General features: G+C 47.2%; 16 protein-coding genes and 2 pseudogenes. All 18 read left to right on the top strand.

The window, feature by feature from the left end:
• The first annotated feature begins 31 nt into the window (after positions 1-31).
• The 18 genes and pseudogenes from DW996_RS09825 to gltB all read left to right on the top strand — a co-directional run bounded on the left by DW996_RS09825 (position 32) and on the right by gltB (position 19,846).
• On the top strand, positions 32-982 hold the full coding sequence (locus DW996_RS09825) for a GerMN domain-containing protein (RefSeq protein ID WP_118535584.1): 951 nt from the start codon (positions 32-34) through the stop codon (positions 980-982).
• Positions 983-989: 7 nt separating this feature from the next.
• Positions 990-2,851 (top strand): annotated as a pseudogene (locus DW996_RS15045) (ComEC/Rec2 family competence protein).
• Positions 2,839-3,363 (top strand): ComEC/Rec2 family competence protein, encoded by a 525-nt coding sequence (locus tag DW996_RS09810; protein WP_118535581.1) that lies wholly within the window; start codon positions 2,839-2,841, stop codon positions 3,361-3,363. Before DW996_RS15045 ends, DW996_RS09810 begins: the two are co-directional and overlap by 13 nt.
• 48 nt (positions 3,364-3,411) lie before the next feature.
• Complete coding sequence (locus DW996_RS09805; RefSeq protein WP_147403553.1) at positions 3,412-4,353, top strand: stage III sporulation protein AA; 942 nt, start codon at positions 3,412-3,414, stop codon at positions 4,351-4,353.
• A complete protein-coding gene (locus DW996_RS09800) occupies positions 4,332-4,847 on the top strand; it encodes a hypothetical protein (protein WP_118535579.1) in 516 nt (171 codons plus the stop codon). Before DW996_RS09805 ends, DW996_RS09800 begins: the two co-directional genes overlap by 22 nt.
• A 4-nt stretch (positions 4,848-4,851) precedes the next feature.
• Positions 4,852-5,046, top strand: a complete 195-nt coding sequence (spoIIIAC, locus tag DW996_RS09795; protein WP_118282024.1) for a stage III sporulation protein AC — start codon at positions 4,852-4,854, stop codon at positions 5,044-5,046.
• Positions 5,047-5,057: 11 nt separating this feature from the next.
• Entirely contained in the window at positions 5,058-5,435 is a 378-nt protein-coding gene (locus tag DW996_RS09790) for a SpoIIIAC/SpoIIIAD family protein (RefSeq protein WP_118282023.1), read from the top strand.
• Complete coding sequence (locus DW996_RS09785; protein ID WP_118535578.1) at positions 5,432-6,493, top strand: stage III sporulation protein AE; 1,062 nt, start codon at positions 5,432-5,434, stop codon at positions 6,491-6,493. Before DW996_RS09790 ends, DW996_RS09785 begins: the two co-directional genes overlap by 4 nt.
• A 1-nt stretch (position 6,494) precedes the next feature.
• Positions 6,495-6,788, top strand: a complete 294-nt coding sequence (locus DW996_RS09780; RefSeq protein WP_118282021.1) for a stage III sporulation protein AF — start codon at positions 6,495-6,497, stop codon at positions 6,786-6,788.
• Positions 6,788-7,342, top strand: coding sequence for a stage III sporulation protein AG (locus DW996_RS09775; protein WP_118535577.1), 555 nt, complete (start codon positions 6,788-6,790; stop codon positions 7,340-7,342). Before DW996_RS09780 ends, DW996_RS09775 begins: the two co-directional genes overlap by 1 nt.
• Positions 7,339-7,959 carry a SpoIIIAH-like family protein gene (locus tag DW996_RS09770; RefSeq protein ID WP_118535576.1) on the top strand — a complete coding sequence of 207 codons (621 nt, stop codon included), beginning with the start codon at positions 7,339-7,341 and terminating at the stop codon, positions 7,957-7,959. The genes DW996_RS09775 and DW996_RS09770 overlap by 4 nt, the downstream gene beginning before the upstream one ends.
• 637 nt (positions 7,960-8,596) lie before the next feature.
• Positions 8,597-10,186 (top strand): peptide chain release factor 3, encoded by a 1,590-nt coding sequence (locus DW996_RS09765; protein WP_118282018.1) that lies wholly within the window; start codon positions 8,597-8,599, stop codon positions 10,184-10,186.
• A 225-nt stretch (positions 10,187-10,411) separates the two neighbouring features.
• Positions 10,412-11,440, top strand: a complete 1,029-nt coding sequence (gene recA, locus DW996_RS09760; protein WP_118535575.1) for a recombinase RecA — start codon at positions 10,412-10,414, stop codon at positions 11,438-11,440.
• Positions 11,441-11,450: 10 nt separating this feature from the next.
• Positions 11,451-12,065 (top strand): regulatory protein RecX, encoded by a 615-nt coding sequence (locus DW996_RS09755; protein WP_118535574.1) that lies wholly within the window; start codon positions 11,451-11,453, stop codon positions 12,063-12,065.
• 169 nt (positions 12,066-12,234) lie between these two features.
• On the top strand, positions 12,235-13,731 hold the full coding sequence (gene rny / locus DW996_RS09750) for a ribonuclease Y (protein WP_442969794.1): 1,497 nt from the start codon (positions 12,235-12,237) through the stop codon (positions 13,729-13,731).
• 96 nt (positions 13,732-13,827) lie between these two features.
• Positions 13,828-14,372: pseudogene (locus tag DW996_RS14890) on the top strand (NUDIX domain-containing protein).
• A 65-nt stretch (positions 14,373-14,437) separates the two neighbouring features.
• Positions 14,438-15,055: a hypothetical protein gene (locus tag DW996_RS09740; RefSeq protein WP_118282013.1), complete on the top strand. Its 618-nt coding sequence runs from the start codon at positions 14,438-14,440 to the stop codon at positions 15,053-15,055.
• Between the two features lie 249 nt (positions 15,056-15,304).
• Positions 15,305-19,846, top strand: a complete 4,542-nt coding sequence (gene gltB, locus DW996_RS09735) for a glutamate synthase large subunit (protein ID WP_199642639.1) — start codon at positions 15,305-15,307, stop codon at positions 19,844-19,846.
• Positions 19,847-19,851 lie beyond the last annotated feature (5 nt).

Here is a 19,851-nt window from a genome sequence, read left to right as displayed (position 1 = left end):
CAGGAAGCAATGTGATGAGGAGCACACTTCTATGAAAAAAAGAGGGATCGGGTGTCTCATGGCGCTCGTTATGCTATGTGGTCTGCTGACGGGATGTGGCGGATCCAAAGAAAAAGAGAATATGAAGATCTATTATATCAATGCCTTGGGAGATGGGATCGGTGCTGTCGGTTATCATATGGATGCGACAAAGACGGATGCTATGATCGATGAAGCCTTACAGGCACTTGCCACAGATCCGGACAGTGTCGACTATCGCAAGACGATCTCAGACAGTATCAAGATCACAGACCATGTTCTGGATAATGGACTGCTCAGTCTGTATTTTGACCGGGAATATGAGGAATTGACCGGTTATACGGAGGTTCTGATGCGGGCAGCCATTGTAAAGACTTTGGTACAGATCAAGGGAATCGACAGTGTTGCCTTTTATGTTGGCGAAGATCCGCTTCTGGATGCCAACGGCTCGCTGGTCGGCAGTATGAATGATGATACTTTTATCAATGACTACGGTGCAGAGACCGGAAGTCTGGAAAAGACAAAACTGACATTGTACTTTGCCAGTGCAGATGGGCAGTCTTTGGTCAAGCAGGAAAAGGATGTTTATTACAATAAGAATGTAGCCAGAGAGCGCCTGATTATGGATTATTTGCTCAAGGGACCGGATTCGGATGATGCTAAGTCCGTTTTTCCATCCGGGACAAAGATCTTAAATGTAACGGTGACAGACGGTGTCTGCTATGTCAATCTGGATTCGGCATTTTTAAAGACGCCAACCGGGATCAACAGCAATGTTGTCTTGTATGCGATCGTCAATTCTTTGACGGAACTGGATAACATCAATAAGGTGCAGATCCTGGTAGACGGTGCGCAGAGCACATCGGATTCTACTCTGGAATTTTCACTGGGAACATCTTATGAAAGAGATACATCTATGGTCATGCAGGCGGTAGAGCGTGACCTGATGAAAGAAGGAGACTAAGGGGATCATGTTAAGAAGAAATCTATGCCAGATCGGCATGGCATTTCTCCTTGGGGTTGGATGGAAAATATATGACAGCCTTTACTGGTGTCCGGCTTTTGCGGTCTATGTTCTGTGGCTTTTGCTGGGGCTTAGACCATATTTGCCGGTAAACATGCGAAAGAGGCGGATGCTGTTTTGGTGTATGGCATTTCTTTTGGGAAGCATCTGGGGCATGAGGGCAGTAGAAAGGCAGAAGAACATTCAGGATTTCTTGGCAGATGCAAAAGAGATCGAATTTCAAGGGGAGATCTACAAGAAAGAGAAAAAGGCGGATCAGCCAATCTATTATCTGCGGGATGTCATCCTGCGGGATCAAAAAGAGCAGATGACTTGCTCATCAGTTATTCTTTATCCGGGATCGGATGATGAAATCATAGGAAGCATTTATATAGGAAAGGCAAGGATACAGGCATTTCGACAGGCGCGTAATGACGGCAATTTTGATGAATTGTCCTATTATGAGAGTAGTGGGATCGTCGCAAAGTTGGAAGAGACAGCAAAAATAAAAAGCATAGTCCCGCGTTTTTGTCTGCGGCAGGTCTTATATGATCTGCGTGGAAATATGGCGCGCTCGTATGAAAACTGGCTGCCGGGCGAGGAGAGCGGTGTCATGAAAACGCTGGCATTGGGGGAGCGTGACGGACTGGATGCCGAGGTCAAGTCTTTATATCAGATGGCAGGACTGTCGCATATTTTAGCCATATCAGGTCTGCATATCTCGGTCGTTGGCATGGCAATCTATAATTTCTTACGACGCAGGGGCACAGGCTTCTTTACCGCCGGTATCCTTGCGGGGAGTCTGGTGGTCTCCTATGGCATCCTTTGCGGTATGGGAAGTTCGACCAAACGTGCTGTTTTTATGTATGGAATCTATCTTCTGGCAAATGTCTTGGGGGAGGTCTATGATTCGGGCAATGCCTCATGCTGGCAGGGATTGTTCTGGTCGTGCAAGATCCGCTTTGTATGAAAAATACTGGGGTTATCTTTTCTTTTGTGGCTGTACTTGGTGTTATTTCCTTTGCATCACCTCTGGTGGAAGTGGTAAAAGGGAAAGGGAAGGCAGTGGATGCTTTTGTCTTTTCACTGGGGCTACAGTTGTTTACCCTGCCGCTGGTGGCAAGGTTTTATTATGAAATCCCGCTATACAGTATCTTTTTAAATCTGGTACTACTTCCTTTGCTGGGGCTTTTGCTGGGCTGTGGACTGATCGGTGGGTTGGTAGGTCTTTTTTGGCAGGGGCTGGCGGGCAAGATCCTTACGATCTGTCATGTGCTCCTGTATTTTTACGAATGGATGGCAGATCTGACCCTGCGTCTGCCGGGGGCAAGACAGATCGTGGGCGCTCCGGCATGGGGAAGGATCTTTCTCTATTATGGGCTTTTATATCTGGGACTTTTTTTGCTCAAGGGTAAAAATGGCAGGACGAAGGAAAAGAAGAAGGAAAAAGTGGGGCGCAGATATGGGCAGGCTCTGCTTTGCGGACTGTTTGGACTTGTATTTTTGTTCTGTCCCAAAAAGACGCAGAATCAGATGGTCATGCTGGATGTTGGACAGGGGGATGGCATTTATCTGCAAAGTAGTGCTGGCGATCATTTTTTTATAGATGGGGGAAGTACGGATGTGACCAAGGTCGGCACGTATCGGATCCTGCCTTTCTTAAAATACCATGGCATCCGCAAGATAGACTACTGGTTTGTGTCCCATACGGATCTGGATCATATCAACGGCTTGCAGGAGTGTCTGGAGAGTGGTTATGAGATCGAGCACCTGATCTTGCTAAGGCGCAAAAGGAGGGGGTGGAAGATGGGGATGCCATGGAGAAACTGATACAGACGGCAAAAAAGCAGGGAAGCCAGATCCTTTATATGGAAGTGGGAGATCGGCTGATCAGCGGAGACCTGAGACTGCAATGTGTCGGACCGACTCAGGCGATCAGCAGGGATTTTGCCGCGGATTGCAATGCCATGAGCCTTTGTCTTTTATTGACCTGTGGAGATTTTCAAGGACTTTTTACCGGAGATATAGCCATGGACCAGGAAGCGTCTTTGGTGGCAGAGGTTCAAAGCGCGCTTGGAGAGAATGGGACGCTGGTCTTTTTAAAAGTGGCGCACCATGGCTCGAAGTATTCCAGTGGCGAGGACTTTTTGGATGCCTTGGCACCGGAGATTGCCTTGATCTCCTGTGGAAAGAATAACTCTTACGGACATCCCGGCAAGGAGACCTTGGAGCGCTTGGAAGATGTGATGGGAAAAGATGATATTTATATCACTATGGATGCAGGACAGATCCGAATTTTATTCGATCAGGAAAGCCCTGTCCAAGTAAAATTTGCAAAATGATCATAAAATGGTAAAGCATTCATATATTAGACTATGGCTGAAGAACAGATGGACGAGTTAATGAAAATATTTCCGGTCAAGTTGCGGGAGATCCTGTCGCAGGTGACATGGTATCGGGAGAATTTAGAAGAGATCCGCATCCGCATCCAAAGACCGGTACAGTTTGTGACGTCGCAGGCATCCTTTTATCTGGATCCCCGGGAAAAGCGCCTGATGACACAGGCAAAAGGCGGACTTGCACTGGGGGAGGAAGACCTGCGGGAAATGCTGACCTATGTTTGTGAGTATTCCCGCTATGCCTATGCCAGGCAAATGCGGCAGGGATTTCTCGCCTTGGATGGCGGCATCCGTCTGGGACTATGCGGGCAGTATATGGCAGAGGAAGACGGACGGATAGGCATGGAATATCCCATGTATTTTTCCATCCGCATTCCCCATGAGAAGAAGGGATGCGCGGCGTGGATAGAGCCATGGCTCATAGAGGGGGAGACATTTTTACATACACTGATCCTGGCGGCACCTGGCATGGGAAAGACTACTTTTTTGCGAGATCTGGTACGGGTTCTATCCGACCGTCCGACCTGTCGGGGGCTGGCATTGATCGACGAAAGATATGAACTGGCGGCAGCCAATTTTGGCATTCCGCAAAATGATGTGGGACTGCATACGGATGTCTATTCCGGTTACGCCAAGGAGGCGGGCTGTATGCAGGCGATCCGCACCATGGCGCCGCAGATCTTGGCGGTGGACGAGATCGGTGGGAAAAAGGATCTGGAAAGTCTGGTCTATGCCATGCACTGTGGGGTGGGCGTCCTTGCGACCATGCATGCCGGAAGCCTTTTGGAGTATCAGCAGAAAAGAGAGTGGGAGCCGCTTTTGGAAAAATGTCATTTCCGGCGTCTGCTCTGGATCGACAAAAAGTCCGGCAGACGGCAGTTTTTCTTATATGATGAAGCGGGGGAACTGTTATGTGTAAAGGAATCGGCATAGCCACCTTTCTTTTGGGGGGAGCGGGACTTTTGCTACAGCAGTGGTATAATTCCCGACAAAGATGGTACTTTTTACAGGAAATGCAGGCGAGTCTGCTTCGGATACGGCAGGCGGTAGCCCAGAGAAACCTGCCCATGCATGCCATCCTAAGGCAGGAAAGCGGGCACGGTATCCCGGTTTTATCCGATTACTTTGCGGCAGTGTTAAGGGAAATGCAGAAGCATAAAAAAGAAGATATGGAACCGACGCTCTGGCAAGAAATGACACCGGATATGCGAAGGCTTACGAAAGAGGAGGAAAGACGTCTGTTTGTACAGGCTCTTTGCTCCTTATTTTCTGCCTGCCTGCCCGGACAGGCGGAGGAATTTGGTATCTATTACGATTCTTTTGCAAAGTTACTGGAAAAGGAGCAACAAACAAAAAAAGAAAGGGGAAAGGTGACGGCGGCTACGACCGGGATGGGTCTCATGCTGGTTCTGGTGCTGTTACTGTAAGGATATGCCCATTGAACTCTTATTTAAAATTGCAGCAGTTGGTATTATCGTGACTATCTTAAATCAGGTTTTAAAACACAGTGGCAGGGATGAACAGGCTTTTTTTATCTCGCTGGGCGGACTTCTGGTCGTTTTGTTCTGGGTTGTGCCTTACATTTTAGATCTCTTTGAGATGATGCAAAAATTATTTGATCTTTAGGGGGCGGTACTTTGATAGGTGTTGCGGTGGCTGGCATTGTGACGGTCTTGCTGGCACTTTTGTTCCGGCAGCAGAAACCGGAATTTGCCATGATGCTTTCCTTGGCTTGTTGCCTTTTTATCTTTTTTTGTGTGCTGGCAAAGATCAGGGATGTCATGGATTACATACAGAGTCTGGCAGACCTGATCCATGTGGATGCCCTGTATATGGGCGTGATCTTAAAAATGATCGGCATTACTTATATTTCTGAGTTTGCATCTGCCATCTGCAAAGATGCGGGTTATGCCAGCATTGCCGGGCAGATCCAGGTATTGGCGAAGTTGTCGATCTTAGCACTGGGAATGCCGGTTCTGATGGCGTTCTTATCGACGGTGGAGGCATTTTTATGACGGAAGGAAGCGCAGTGGATCGCCTGTTTTCCTCATTGGACTTAAGTGGTATTGAAGATGCCTTAAGGGGCAGTGACGGATGGGGAGATCTGCGGTTTGAACAAATTGTAGAAAAACTGATCTCTGGGGAATATGACATCAGTCAGGGCTTGGGGCAGATGGTCTGGCAATTTTTTTGGGGCGAGTGGGAGACCAACCGAAAGTATCTGATCTATATCCTGCTTTTGACGATTGCCTTTTCCCTTTTGAAAAATTTTGCGCAGGTCTTTGAACAGTCCTACATATCAAATGTCTGCTTTTTACTGGTCTATGCACTTTTGATGGTGCTATTGATGAAGTCGGTACTGCTATTGGATCAGGTCGTGCAGCAGACCATTGCGGTGGTGCTGGATTTTATGACGGCATTTGTCCCCGTCTTTGCGACGACCGTTGTGGTGGCGGGCGGGGATGCAACGGCTATGGGATTTTATGAACTGGGTTTTCTTGTGGTCTATCTGGTGCAGTGGATCTTAGCGGACGGTCTGGTGCCGCTGATCCGCATATATGTTGTCATGGGGCTTTTGAATTATGTCATGGAGGAAGGAAGATTTTCCAAACTGACGGATCTTTTGGAAAATATGGTTTCCTGGGCACTCAAGATCTTAACATCCGTAGTTCTTGGGCTAAATATCATCAAGAATGCCATTGCCCCGGTCACAGATACCTTTGCCAGACAGACGCTGAGAAAATCGCTGGCATTTGTGCCGGGGATCGGTTCGACCTTGTCGGCGGCATCGGATCTTTTTCTGGCGGCAAGCGATGTCATACGCAGCGGCATCGGGGCGGCGGCTCTGGTCGTACTTGTGATCCTGGTTGCCGTACCCTTGTCCAAAGTGGGAATCATGACATTTTTTTACCGGGTTCTGGCAGCCTTTGTGGAGCCGGTGGCAGATAAAAGGATCAGCAATGCTATACTGGTGGCGGCAAAGGGAGGCGGTATGCTTTTTAAACTGTTGACCAACTGCGCCATACTGATCTTTATCACGGTGGCAATGACAACATTAATAGGAGGCAGATGATGTGATCGCGTGGATCAAGGCGTATATTTCTCTTTTTCTGATCTTTGCCATGTTTTTGTACCTGCTCCCCTCCGGGCAGTATCGCAGATATCTGCGCTTTTTTCTGGAGATGGTCTTGGTACTCTTTTGCCTGACTTCCATTTTAGGGATCGGAAAACAAGATTACGAAAAGCAGTGGAATCAGACTTTTTCCCAGTATTATGCGCAGTGGGAGCAAAGGAAAAAGGAAGCCGAGGACTATTCTTATTTGGATCAGAATTATATAGATGCAGTGGTAAATGGGCAGGAGGAATGATGAAAAACTGGAAGAAATTGGCAGAAAAAATGCTAAAGAATATGGACAGGCAGAAATGGATCGTGTGCATTTTGATCGGTGTGTTGCTCTTGGTCATAGCCATACCGGTCGATTCCAAGAAGCAGGATGCCGGAACGCAAGAGTCGGTACAGACCACGGAAACGGAAAGTTCTTCTTATGTGGAACAGATGGAGAGAGAACTGGAAGACCTGTTGGGGCAGATGGATGGCGTAGGAGCGGTCCGGGTCATGATCACCTTGGAAGATCAGGGGGAGAATGTCGTGGCACAGGACATTAGCAGCCAGTCATCCACGACCAAAGAGGGGGAGACGACCAAGGAGGAGATGAGTTCTGACCGCACGACCGTACTCTCGCAGGATGCACCCTATGAGACCAAGACCATTGAGCCAAAGATCCGTGGGGTCTGCGTGGTGGCGGAGGGAGCATCGGACAATCGGACAAAAGTGGCGATCTATGAGGCGATTCAGGCATTATTTTCCGTGGACGCACATAAGATATCAATAGTAGAAATGGGATCACAGGAGGGAACATGAAACGTATATTCCGAAAAAATCAGATCGTGGTAGCAGCCTTGGCACTTCTCATTGCCGGAGCCGGTTATCTCAATTATACATATGAAAATGATGAAAAAGATATTGCGACTATGGCGGCAAAGGACAGCAAGGAGGAAAAAGCAAAAGATACGGAGGCGACGGCATCCCTGAGCGAGGAGGAGATCCTGACCGATACGGAGGCGAGCAGTGATGATATGGGGGATGACAGTGCAGGGGAGACGGTACTGACGGACAGTACTAATGTGCAGGTGTCAAAAGCGGCAAGCCTTAAGATGGATCGGGAGCAGACCAGGGCAGCCAGTAAGGCAACGCTGATGGAAGTGGTCAATAATGCTGCTTTGACGGATGTGGAAAAACAGGCAGCCGTAGAAGAATTGGCGGCACTTACTCAAGTGGCAGAAAAGGAGGCTGCCTGCGAGATGATGCTGGCATCCAAGGGCTTTGAGGAAGCCGTGGTCTCCATCGCAGGAGAAAATGCAGATGTCATTTTAAATGCCAGTCAGGTGACCGATGCACAGCGGGCGCAGGTAGAAGATGTTGTCAACCGTAAGGCTGGTATTGCACCGGACCATATCGTGATCTCGACCATGAACTAGGAGGGCATCCGCAAGGCGTGGAGAAGCAGGCGGCAGGGGGCAGGCGTGTCCTGTTGGGCAGAAATCTGTCGCAGAACAGGGAGTCTCTATGTGAGAAAGCATTGCTTGCGCATATAAAAACTGTCTTTGCAAAGTTAGACAGTCGCCTAGGATGATGTTCGCCTGTGACAGATATGAATGCAAAACGCATTAGAGACTCTTATAACTTGAAAGCATTCCGGCAACTCGGGTACAGGGATGTACCCGAGAGGCGCAACCGTACACGGATGTTCGTTTGCGCCGGTTGCCGACTTTGGATACAGCAAAACGTCCAAGTTATTAGAGTCTCTTATGTGTGACGCCTCTGAATATCTGTCACAGGCGGACACATCCTGTCGCCCGTCGAAGCTGTGCAAGAGACAGTTTACGGCAAGCAATCACTTTCTCACAGAGACTCACCTAACCTGCTCCAAAGATTTTCTGCCCAACAGGACACGCCTGCCCCCTGCCGCCTGCTTTTCCACGCCTTGCGGATGCCCGACGTAGACTTGACAAGGAATGTGAATGTAAGATAAACTAAATTAGTTTGAGATAAGATATAGATAGTATATAGATCCCGGCAATACCGGGAGCGCAGGATAAATGGGAGGAACATACTGTGTCAGATTTAGTGAAAGAGATTGAAAAGAGAAGGACATTTGCCATTATTTCTCACCCGGATGCAGGTAAGACGACCCTGACGGAGAAATTTCTCTTATATGGTGGAGCCATCAATTTAGCAGGCTCTGTCAAGGGAAAAGCGACTGCCAGACATGCGGTGTCTGACTGGATGGAGATTGAGAAGGAAAGAGGTATTTCGGTTACATCTTCTGTATTGCAGTTCCATTATGATGGTTATTGCATCAATATTTTGGATACACCGGGACATCAGGACTTCTCAGAAGATACCTATCGTACCCTTATGGCTGCGGATTCTGCCGTCATGGTCATTGATGCCTCCAAGGGTGTTGAGGCACAGACAAGAAAATTGTTCAAGGTATGCGTGATGCGACATATCCCGATTTTTACCTTTATCAACAAGATGGATCGTGATGCAAACGACACCTTTGAACTTCTGGATGATATTGAAAAGGAACTGGGCATTGCGACCTGTCCGATTAACTGGCCGATCGGCTCCGGTAAGGGCTTCAAGGGCGTGTATGACAGAAATACCAAGCGCGTCATGACCTTTGCAGATACCTTAAAGGGAACCAAAGAAGGAACCGAAAAAGAGATCGCTATTGATGATCCGGCACTTGTAGATGAGATCGGAGAAGATCAGAGACAGACCTTATTGGATGAGATCGAACTTCTGGACGGTGCCAGTGCAGAATTTGATATGGAACTGGTGTCCAAGGGCGAGTTGTCCCCTGTATTTTTTGGTTCGGCGCTTACCAACTTTGGTGTTGAGACCTTTTTGCAGCACTTTTTACAGATGACATCATCCCCATTGCCGAGAATGTCCGACCAGGGTGTGATCGATCCGTTTTCACCGGATTTTTCCGCATTTGTCTTCAAGATTCAGGCAAATATGAACAAGGCACACCGCGATAGGATCGCCTTTATGCGTATCTGCTCCGGCGAGTTTGATGCCGGTATGGAAGTCTTTCATGTGCAGGGAAATAAGGCGATGAAACTTTCCCAGCCGCAGCAGTTGATGGCGCAGGAAAGAAAGATCGTGGATAAGGCATATGCCGGGGATATCATCGGTGTATTTGACCCGGGCATCTTTTCTATTGGCGATACCATCGTCAGCGGAAAAAACAGATTTGCTTTTGAGGGTATTCCGACATTTGCACCGGAACATTTTGCCCGTGTGCGCCAGGTCGATACCATGAAACGTAAACAGTTCATGAAGGGCATCAGCCAGATCGCCCAGGAAGGTGCGATCCAGATCTTCCAGGAATACAATACCGGTATGGAGGAGATCATTGTCGGTGTTGTCGGTGTTCTGCAATTTGATGTTTTAAAGTATCGTCTGAATAACGAATATAATGTCGAGATCCGCATGGAAAATCTGCCATATGAGCATATCCGCTGGATCGAAAATGAGGATATTGATCTGGATAAGATCTCCGGTACCTCGGACATGAAGAAGATCAAAGATCTCAAGGGCAGACCGCTTCTTTTGTTCGTCAACTCTTGGAGCGTTGGCATGACACTGGATCGAAACGAGGGATTGATCTTATCAGAGTTTGGACGCAGTTAAGTTCATCCGGATAGGAAAGGCCGGTGCCAAGATGAGTCTTGACAGATGGGACGACCACTGGATATAATAAGGCAGTAGCGATTTGCTACTGTCTTTTTTCGTTTTACAATCCCCATGATACAGGATAATAACAAAGGAACACAAAATGAGGTTGACTTTTTTGTGGAAGTATAATAGTATTAGAATATGAAAACGAACAAAAGTTCGATATGGAGGTTTTTAGTTATGGCAAATGATGATAAGTTAAAGGCGTTAGACGCAGCGATTTCCCAGATAGAAAAGCAGTATGGCAAGGGCTCGATCATGAAACTCGGAGACACCAGCAACCAGATGCAGGTCGAGACCGTACCGACCGGTTCTCTCAGTCTTGATATTGCCCTGGGACAGGGCGGTCTGCCAAAGGGCAGAATTATTGAGATCTACGGACCGGAGTCCAGTGGTAAGACGACAGTCGCATTACATGCTGTCGCAGAGGTACAAAAGGCAGGCGGTATCGCAGGCTTTATTGATGCAGAGCATGCGCTGGATCCTGTCTATGCCAAGAATATCGGGGTAGATATCGACAATCTTTATATTTCCCAGCCGGACAACGGTGAGCAGGCTCTGGAGATCACAGAGACCATGGTGCGTTCCGGTGCGGTTGATATCGTGATCGTGGATTCCGTTGCTGCCTTGGTTCCAAAGGCAGAGATTGACGGTGATATGGGTGATTCCCATGTGGGCTTACAGGCGCGTCTGATGTCACAGGCACTCCGTAAGTTGACTGCGGTGATCAGCAAGTCAAATTGTATCGTTATCTTTATCAACCAGTTGCGTGAAAAAGTTGGTGTTATGTTCGGTAATCCGGAAACGACGACCGGTGGTAGAGCACTTAAGTTCTATTCTTCCGTACGTCTGGATGTTCGTCGCATCGAGGCGATCAAGCAGCAGGGGGAGGTCATTGGCAACCGCACCCGTATCAAGGTCGTAAAGAACAAGATCGCACCGCCATTTAGAGAGGCAGAGTTTGATATCATGTTTGGTCAGGGTATTTCCAAAGAGGGAGATATCCTAGATATTGCGGCAGACCTTGATATTGTCAACAAGTCCGGTGCATGGTATGCCTACAATGGAGACAAGATCGGACAGGGGCGTGAAAACGCCAAGACTTATCTGCGTGAACATCCAGAAGTGCGTGATGAGATCGAGCAACAGGTCAGAGCACACTTTAAGCCGGAAGAAGCAGAGGGGACAGAGACTGTAGAAGAAGAATAGGAGTGTCAGAGTGTACATAGAATCGATTGACACAACAGGAAAAAATAAATGTAAGATCCACCTCAGCAATGGGGTGGATCTTACACTCTACAAGGGTGAAGTACGCCAGTTGCATTTGCAGGAGAATGACGAGATCACAGAGGATATGTATGAAGAGGTCCTAGAGGAGATCCTTATACCCAGAGCCAGGCGCCGTGCTATGCACTTGCTGGAAAAGATGGACCGGTCGACCAGACAGTTGGAGACCAAACTGCGCGAGGGCGGCTATCCGGAACCGGCGATCGAGAGTGCCATTGCCTATGTAACAAGTTACCACTATCTGGATGATGAACGCCTTGCAAGATCCCACATCCGCTTTTATCAGACCAGCCGCAGTCGCATGCGCATGACACAGGATCTTTTGAAAAAGGGGATCGATCGTGAGATCATTGATCGTTGTATGGAAGAAGAATTGGAGCAATCCCAGATGGAGTTGATTGCAGTTTTATTGCAGAAGAAAGGCTATGATCCGGAGAATGCAACGCGGCAGGAAGAAGCCAAAATGTATCGTTTCCTTATGCAGAGAGGCTTCGCATCCAGTGAGATCAGTCGTGTCCTGCGAGGCGGATTTTCGGAATGGGATTGAGGGATATATTCTTGACAAGCCATATAAGAAAGTATAAAATTTAATTGTTGTATTTATATGCAGATTAGTAATTTTTCATGATGTATGTACAATAAAATTAAATAAGGGAGGTGCTCCTGTGCTTACGATAATAATCACAGCGGTTGTTACGTTAGTCGTTGCAGTTCCGGTGTCTCTTGCCATCGCAAATGCTTCCTACCAGAAGGCATCTGCAAAGAAGGTTGGCAGTGCAGAAGACAGGGCTCGTGAGATCATTGATGAGGCTGTCAAGAATGCAGAGACCAAGAAGCGTGAAGCTCTTTTAGAGGCCAAGGAAGAGTCTATGAATACCAAGAATGAACTCGAAAAAGAGATTCGTGAGCGTAGAGCAGAAATTCAGCGCAATGAACATCGTGTGCTTCAGAAGGAAGAGAATCTGGATAAAAAATTAGAGGCTCTTGAGAAGCGTGAGGCTGAATATACTGCCAAGGAACGTGCGGTTAACAAGCAGAAAGAAGAAGTTGCGAAGTTAAATCAGCAAAGAGTACAGGAACTAGAAAGAATCTCAGGATTAACCTCCGAACAAGCGAAAGAAATACTTTTAAAAACTGTTGAAGAAGATGTAAAACTTGACACTGCAAAACTGATCAAAGAATCCGTTGCGCAGGCAAAAGAGGAAGCAAACAAGAAGGCAAAGGACATTGTGGTTACTGCAATCCAGAAGTGTGCCGCAGATCATGTTGCCGAGACAACAATCTCTGTTGTTCAGCTTCCGAATGATGAAATGAAGGGAAGAATCATTGGTCGTGAGGGACGTAATATCCGTACCCTTGAGACTTTGACAGGTGTAGAACTGATTATTGATGATACACCGGAAGCAGTTATTCTTTCTGCATTTGATCCGGTCAGACGTGAAGTGGCTAGAATTGCCTTAGAGAAGTTGATCGTAGATGGTCGTATTCACCCGGCTAGAATTGAGGAAATGGTTGAGAAGGCTCAGAAGGAAGTTGAGACTTTGATCCGTGAAGAGGGTGAGGCCGCAACACTTGAAGTTGGTGTTCATGGCGTACATCCAGAACTTGTCAAACTTCTTGGTAAGATGAGATATCGTACCAGTTATGGTCAGAATGTCTTAAAGCATTCTATTGAAGTAGCACAGTTAGCAGGACTGCTTGCCGCAGAGATTGGCGAGGATGTCAGACTTGCAAAGCGTGCTGGGTTACTTCATGATATTGGTAAGGCAGTCGACCGAGAGATGGAAGGTACACACGTACAACTCGGTGTAGAACTTTGCAAGAGATACAAGGAATCACCGATTGTTATCAATGCGGTTGAAGCGCACCACGGCGATGTAGAACCGGAATCATTGGTCGCATGCTTGGTACAGGCTGCTGATACGATCAGTGCGGCAAGACCTGGTGCAAGACGCGAGACATTAGAAGCATATTCAAACAGATTACAACAGTTAGAAGAGATTACCGATGGATTTAAGGGAGTCGAAAAATCTTTTGCTATTCAGGCAGGTAGAGAGGTTCGGGTAATGGTAGTTCCTGAACAGGTCAACGATGCAGAGATGGTATTGTTGGCGCGGGATATTTCTAAGAGAATTGAGTCAGAATTAGATTATCCTGGACAGATCAAAGTAAATGTAATTCGTGAATCAAGAGTAACGGATTATGCAAAATAAAAAATAGTCAGCGAAAGCTGACTATTTTTTTACAAACTTATCGCGGCACGGGAATGTGCGGAAGGCACATTCTTTTTATCAGAATGAGTGAGAAAGATGGAACACGTAGAGGTGGAAAAGAGAGAACTGGTTTATAAAGGCTCTATCCTGGATGTCTATGCAGACACCGTGCGCCTGCCAAACGGACACAAGGAAGCCTGGGATTTTGTGAGCCACAGAAAAGGGGCGGCGGCAGTCGTACCGGTTCTGCCGGATGGTAGGATTGTACTGGTACACCAGTACCGCCATGCCTAAAACGTATGACATGGGAAATCCCGGCAGGATCCAGAGATTCCGTGACGGAAGATACTATGGTCTGTGCAAGAAGGGAACTGACCGAGGAGACAGGTTACACCTGTGACCGGATCGAGCCGCTCATCTCATTAAAGACCACCGTTGCCTTTTGCGATGAATTTATCGATGTCTATCTGGCAACCGGTCTCCATCCGGGACAACAGCATTTGGACGAGGCAGAGTCCATCGAGATCAAGGCTTGGAAGATGGAAGATCTTTTGACAGAGATCTATGCCGGGCGTATGCAGGATTCCAAGACGGTTTCGGCAATTCTGGCATATCAGGTCAAGGTCTTACAGCAAGGATAAATAGCATAAAACGAGTACGGTATCATAAGATGAATAAGGATGATTTGGACAGGGAGTGAAACCAAATGAAGCAGTATTCATATTATGATGCATATCACAGACAGAGGAAATTCCCGATGACGATCCGCCTGCATCGCTGGCGGAGCAAGAGAGGGGTATTTCTTTTGTCTTTTTTTATTGCCCTGGTCTTGGTGCGCTTTTTCTTGTGGGAGGAGATCACGGAGGTGGCAGGCTGGAGCAGGATCTGTCTGGAACGGTTGGATGCCAATATCAGCGACAGCAGGAATTTTTTCTGGTATGTGGTCATACGAAGAAGTGAACTTCTCTTGCTCTTGACCTTGTGTGGGCTGACGAGAATGCGAAAAGCCTTATATTATATTGCCAGTGGACTGGGTGGCATTTGGCTTGGAATTTTCCTCATGTCTTTTCTAAAGATCTACGGTTGGAAAGGTCTGCTACTGGGAGCAGCAGCCTTGCTCCCACAGTGGATCGTCTACGGCATGCTCTTTGCTTATTTGTATTGGCTTTTCATTCGGCGTAAAGAGTTGGAGAGCAGGGAAAGCCTGCCAAGATATCTTTTATATGTGCTGGGACTTTTTGGGATGATGGCAAGCGGTATTTATTTGGAGTGTTTTGTCAATCCGCTTTTGATCGTATTCGTCAAAAATCTCTTTGTATTGTAAAAAGATGTCCGGCAAATACTGGAAAAGTGTTTTTCTACGCGTACACATGTACCTGTACAGCGTACAAATAGTACGTGCATATATGAAAATAACATATAAAGACAGATAACTATATAAAAGTAATAAAATAGTCAAATAATCAGACAATAAAAAAGAAAAAGTTGTTTACAAACGGGAAAAGCAGGAGTATATTAGTTAGCGACAGATGAATTTTCGGGAAGGAAAAGATATACAGAGAGGATGGATACGATGGAGAATAAGAATCAGAAGACGGGCTTATATCGACAGGAATTTGAACATGATAACTGCGGTATCGGTGCCGTTGTCAGTATGAAAGGGATCAAGACACATCAGACAGTGTCAGATGCTCTAAAGATCGTAGAGAATCTGGAACACAGAGCCGGCAAGGACGCTGAGGGGAAGACGGGCGACGGTGTTGGTATCATGTTGCAGGTATCGCATAAGTTCTTTAGCAAGATCGCGGGTAATCTTGGCATAGATTTAGGAGAGGAGAGAACCTATGGTGTAGGTATGTTCTTTTTCCCCCAGGATGAGTTGAACCGCAATCAGGCAAAGAAGATGTTTGAAATCATTGTGGAAAAGGAAGGCATGGAATTCTTGGGTTGGAGAGATGTACCGACCAATCCAAAGGTTCTTGGAAAGAAAGCAATCGACTGCATGCCTTATATTATGCAGGGATTTGTGAAAAAGCCGGCAGATGTTAAGACAGGACTCGATTTTGACCGCAAGTTGTATGTGGCAAGACGTGTATTTGAGCAGACCTGTGAGAATACCTATGTGGTTTCACTTTCCAGCCGTACGATCGTATATAAGGGTATGTTTCTGGTAGGACAGCTGCGCACCTTCTTTACTGATCTGCATGATGAAGATTACGAGTCAGCGATCGCTATCGTACATTCCCGTTTCTCCACCAACACCAATCCAAGTTGGGAGAGAGCACATCCGAACCGTTTTATCGTACATAATGGAGAGATCAATACGATCAAGGGAAATGCAGACCGCATGCTTTCCCGTGAGGAGACTATGTATTCTGAGTTCTTAGAGACAGAACTTTCTAAGATCACACCGGTTGTCAACACTTCCGGTTCTGACTCAGCAATGCTTGACAATACTTTGGAATTTTTGGTCATGAATGGACTGCCATTGCCGCTTGCCGTCATGATGACCATACCGGAGCCGTGGATCAACAATCAGGCAATGAATCAGGAGCGCAAGGACTTTTATCAGTATTATGCGACCATGATGGAGCCTTGGGACGGACCGGCATCCATTCTTTTCTCAGATGGAGATATCATGGGAGCAGTTCTGGATCGAAACGGTCTGCGTCCATCCAGATATTATGTGACCAAGGACGACTATCTGATCCTTTCTTCCGAAGTTGGTGTACTGCCGATCGATGAGAGCAGGATCTTATCCAAAGACCGTTTAAAGCCGGGCAAGATGCTTTTGGTAGATACGGTTGCCGGACGTCTGATCGATGATGATGAATTAAAGACCGCTTATGCGACCAAGCAGCCGTATGGTGAGTGGCTGGACAAGAATCTGGTACATCTGCATGATCTGAAGATCCCGAATAAACGTGTACCGAACCACACCAAGGAAGAACGTGCCAAGTTGCAGAAAGCCTTTGGCTATTCTTACGAGGACTTAAAGACTTCCATCCTGCCAATGGCACTCAATGGGGCAGAGGGCATCGGTGCCATGGGTATCGATACACCGCTGGCAGTACTGTCTAACCAGCATCAGCCGCTCTTTAACTATTTCAAGCAGTTGTTTGCACAGGTTACCAATCCGCCGATCGACTCCATCCGTGAGAAGGTCGTGACATCTACGACCATCTATCTGGGCGAGAGCGGCAATGTCTTAGAGGAAAAAGAAGAAAATTGTAAGATGCTTCGGATTAACAATCCGATCCTGACCAATACAGACCTGCTCAAGATCAAGAATATGGATGTGGAGGGATTTAAGGTTGAGACTATTCCGATCACATATTATAAGAATACATCTTTGGAAAAAGCCATCGATCACCTCTATGTAGAGGCAGATCGTGCGCACAGAGAGGGTGCTAATATCATCATCCTGTCTGACCGCGGCGTGGATGAGAACCATGTAGCCATCCCATCTCTGCTTGCAGTTTCTGCTTTACAGCAGTATCTGGTACAGACCAAAAAGAGGACAAGCCTTTCTGTGATCCTGGAGAGTGGAGAACCGCGAGAGGTACACCATTTTGCAACCCTTTTGGGCTATGGTGCATCTGCCATCAATCCATATCTGGCACAGGAGAGCATCCAGGAACTGATCGATCTCAACATGCTTGACAAAGATTATTATGCGGCAGTGGATTCTTATAATGAAGCCGTTATCAGCGGCATCATCAAGATCGCATCCAAGATGGGAATTTCTACCGTCCAGTCTTATCAGGGAGCCAAGATCTTTGAAGCCATCGGTATCAATGAGGATGTGGTAAACCGTTACTTTAAGGGAACGGTCAGCCGTATCGGCGGTATTGGTATCGAGGATATCCAAAAGGATGTAGAAATGCTGCATTCACAGGCATTCGATCCTTTGGATCTGCATACGGATAATACCTTGGACAGCAAGGGCGCACACAAGATGCGCAGTGGCAAGGAGGAACACCTGTATAACCCACAGACCATCCACTTGCTGCAGCTTTCTACCAGAACCGGCGACTATGATACCTTTAAGGAATATACCTCACTTGTCAATAAAGAGGATGATACCATTATGAACTTGCGTGGACTTTTGGATTTCAAATATCCGAAAAAGGGCATCAGCATTGATGAAGTAGAATCCGTAGATGAGATCGTTAAGCGATTTAAGACAGGTGCCATGTCCTATGGATCTATTTCCAAGGAAGCACATGAGACTATGGCGATCGCCATGAACATGCTGCACGGAAAATCCAATTCCGGTGAAGGTGGTGAGGAAGAAGAGCGCCTTACCATCGGCAAGGACGGAAAGAACCGTTGCTCTGCCATCAAGCAGGTAGCATCCGGTCGATTTGGTGTTACCAGCCGTTACTTGGTAAGCGCCAAGGAGATCCAGATCAAGATGGCACAGGGAGCAAAACCGGGTGAAGGCGGACATTTGCCGGGCAAGAAAGTTTATCCTTGGATCGCCAAGACAAGACTTTCCACACCGGGCGTATCCTTGATCTCGCCGCCACCACATCATGATATTTATTCGATCGAAGATCTGGCACAGTTGATCTACGATCTGAAAAATGCAAATAAAGACGCCAGAATTTCTGTAAAACTGGTTTCTGAGGCGGGGGTCGGAACGGTTGCTTCCGGTGTGGCAAAGGCAGGAGCACAGGTTATTTTGATTTCCGGTTATGACGGAGGAACCGGTGCCGCACCGAGAAGTTCCATTCACAATGCCGGACTTCCGTGGGAACTTGGACTTGCAGAAGCACACCAGACCTTGACTATGAATGGTCTGCGCAACAAGGTTGTCATTGAGACAGACGGTAAACTCATGAGTGGTCGTGATGTTGCAATCGCTGCCATGCTTGGTGCCGAGGAATACGGCTTTGCTACAGCGCCGCTGGTTACCATGGGATGCGTGATGATGCGTGTCTGCAATCTGGATACCTGTCCGGTGGGGATTGCAACCCAGAATCCGGAATTGCGCAAGCGCTTTACCGGAAAACCGGAATATGTTGTCAACTTTATGCGTTTTATCGCACAGGAACTGCGTGAGTACATGGCGAGACTTGGCGTGCGCAGCGTAGATGAACTGGTAGGTCGCACGGATCTTTTGGAAGTAAAGGAGAGTGCAAAACAGGGCAGATATGCAAAGATCGACCTTTCTGCGATCTTGGACAATCCATATGCCAAGGATGCAGGAAAGATCTGCTACAACAAGAAAACTGTATTTGATTTCCAGTTGGAAAAGACGGTAGATGAAAAGATCCTTTTGAAACAGTTTAAGGACGCTTTGGAAAACGGAAGCAAAAAGGGTCTACAGATTGATGTGACCAATACCGACCGTTCCGTAGGTACCCTCTTTGGCGCGGAGATCACCAGACGCTTTGGCGAATCTTTGCCGGAAGATACCTTTACGGTACAGTGTAACGGTGCCGGTGGACAGAGTTTTGGTGCCTTTATTCCAAAGGGGCTGACGCTTGAACTTGTCGGCGACAGCAACGATTACTTTGGTAAGGGACTTTCCGGTGGAAAGTTAGTCGTTTACCCGCCAACAGGTGTAACTTATAAAGAAGACGAAAATATCATTATCGGTAATGTGGCACTTTACGGTGCGACCAGCGGTAAAGCCTTTATCAACGGTGTGGCCGGAGAGCGTTTCTGTGTCAGAAATTCAGGTGCAACTGCGGTTGTAGAGGGCTGTGGCGATCACGGTTGTGAATATATGACCGGCGGACGTGTCGTAGTCTTAGGGCAGACCGGAAAGAACTTTGCTGCCGGTATGAGCGGCGGAATCGCTTATGTACTGGATGAAGATGCATCCCTTTACCGAAAACTCAATAAGACCATGGTATCTTTGGAACCGGTGACAGATAAGTATGATGTCTTAGAATTAAAGGAGATCATTACGGAACATGTTGCTTACACCAATTCCAAGAAGGGCAAGGAGATATTTGACAACTTTAGCCAGTATCTGCCGAAATTCAAAAAGATCGTGCCTCACGACTACAAGAAGATGATGATGACTATTGTCCAGATGGAAGAAAAAGGACTCAGCAGTGAGCAGGCACAGATCGAAGCGTTCAACGCTTTGACAAAGTAAGAGAA

Source organism: Roseburia sp. AM51-8 (genome assembly GCF_003478275.1).
Classification (GTDB): domain Bacteria; phylum Bacillota; class Clostridia; order Lachnospirales; family Lachnospiraceae; genus Pararoseburia; species Pararoseburia lenta.
The sequence above is the reverse complement of the archived record's forward strand: the minus strand, read 5'-3'. Positions and strand labels throughout refer to the sequence as shown.

Bases quoted from the DNA above. Each gene is read 5' to 3' on its own strand.
- DW996_RS09825 (WP_118535584.1), top strand. From the start codon at position 32: ATGAAAAAAAGAGGGATCGGGTGTCTCATGGCGCTCGTTATGCTATGT.
- DW996_RS09810 (WP_118535581.1), top strand. From the start codon at position 2,839: ATGGAGAAACTGATACAGACGGCAAAAAAGCAGGGAAGCCAGATCCTT.
- DW996_RS09805 (WP_147403553.1), top strand. From the start codon at position 3,412: ATGGACGAGTTAATGAAAATATTTCCGGTCAAGTTGCGGGAGATCCTG.
- DW996_RS09800 (WP_118535579.1), top strand. From the start codon at position 4,332: ATGTGTAAAGGAATCGGCATAGCCACCTTTCTTTTGGGGGGAGCGGGA.
- spoIIIAC (WP_118282024.1), top strand. From the start codon at position 4,852: ATGCCCATTGAACTCTTATTTAAAATTGCAGCAGTTGGTATTATCGTG.
- DW996_RS09785 (WP_118535578.1), top strand. From the start codon at position 5,432: ATGACGGAAGGAAGCGCAGTGGATCGCCTGTTTTCCTCATTGGACTTA.
- DW996_RS09775 (WP_118535577.1), top strand. From the start codon at position 6,788: ATGAAAAACTGGAAGAAATTGGCAGAAAAAATGCTAAAGAATATGGAC.
- DW996_RS09770 (WP_118535576.1), top strand. From the start codon at position 7,339: ATGAAACGTATATTCCGAAAAAATCAGATCGTGGTAGCAGCCTTGGCA.
- recA (WP_118535575.1), top strand. From the start codon at position 10,412: ATGGCAAATGATGATAAGTTAAAGGCGTTAGACGCAGCGATTTCCCAG.
- DW996_RS09740 (WP_118282013.1), top strand. From the start codon at position 14,438: ATGAAGCAGTATTCATATTATGATGCATATCACAGACAGAGGAAATTC.
- gltB (WP_199642639.1), top strand. From the start codon at position 15,305: ATGGAGAATAAGAATCAGAAGACGGGCTTATATCGACAGGAATTTGAA.